General features: G+C 69.1%; 2 protein-coding genes. Both read left to right on the forward strand.

Features of this window, described 5'->3' with window-relative positions; genetic code table 11:
- The coding region (locus AC097L_RS26665) for an amino acid permease C-terminal domain-containing protein (protein ID WP_479589696.1) at nt 1–356 on the forward strand (356 nt) is incomplete at its 5' end.
- Nucleotides 353–1001 (forward strand): universal stress protein (locus AC097L_RS26670; RefSeq protein ID WP_479589697.1); only part of this gene is annotated, 649 nt, incomplete at its 3' end. The genes AC097L_RS26665 and AC097L_RS26670, both read left to right, overlap by 4 nt.

Here is a 1001-nt window from a genome sequence, read left to right on the forward strand (position 1 = left end):
GCTTGGTGGGGGGCTTTGTGGACTCCACCTACCTGTGGGACATGGTGAGCATGGGCACGCTGGTGGCGTTTATTGCGGTGTCGGCCAGCGTGCCGGTGCTGCGGGCCAAGGGCCTGGACGACGCGCGTGGCAACTTTCGCGTGCCGTTTGGCCCGTACCTGATTCCTGGCCTGAGCATTGCGGCCTGCCTGTACATCATCCGCGACCTGTCGGCCACCACGTTCACCGTGTTTTTCATCTGGATTGCGGTGGCACTGGTGGGCTACTTTGCCTACGGCATGCGCCATTCCAAACTGCGCGGTCAAGAGGCCCCGCAGGCCGCAGGCCGCTCCAACTTGCGCGGAGGCCGTCCATGAAGACGCTGGTAGTGGGCTTTACCCCCGACCCGCGTGGCGAAGAGGCGCTGGTGCTGGCCAAAACCCTGGCGGGCGCGGGTGACACCGCCATTCTGGTCTGCGTGGTCACCCCCGAGGTGTGGGGTTACCCGTCGCTGGCCAACGTCGACCAGGAGTACGGCAAGTTCTTGAACGAATACGCCATTGCGGCCATGGCCCAGGCACGGGCCGCGCTGGGCGATATTCCCCACCTGCGTTTTGAGCGGGTGAGCGCCCGCTCGGCCACGGTGGGCCTGACCCAGCTGGCCGAGCGCGAACAGGCCCACATGGTGGTGCTGGGCTCGGCCCGCAGCGGCAGCGCCATCGGCCGGGCCGCACTGGGCGGGGTGAGCGAGGAAATCCTGCACCTGGCCAGTGTGCCGGTGGCCATCGCCCCCAGCCACTACACCGGGGCCGCCCGCCCCAGCCGCATCACGGTGGCCTATTCGGGCGGCGACGCGGCCCGCAGCACCGTGCTGCATGCGCTGGGCCTGGCGGGGGCTTTGGGCGTGCCCTTGCGGCTGGTGAGTTTTGCGGTGCGCGACCGGCAAATGTTCCCGCCGCTGGCCGGTGGCGGGGCCGAAGACGTGGTGGTGGCCGGCTGGGTCGAGCAGGCCCAGGCCGGGC

The organism is Rhodoferax sp. RT5P35, from assembly GCF_056521385.1.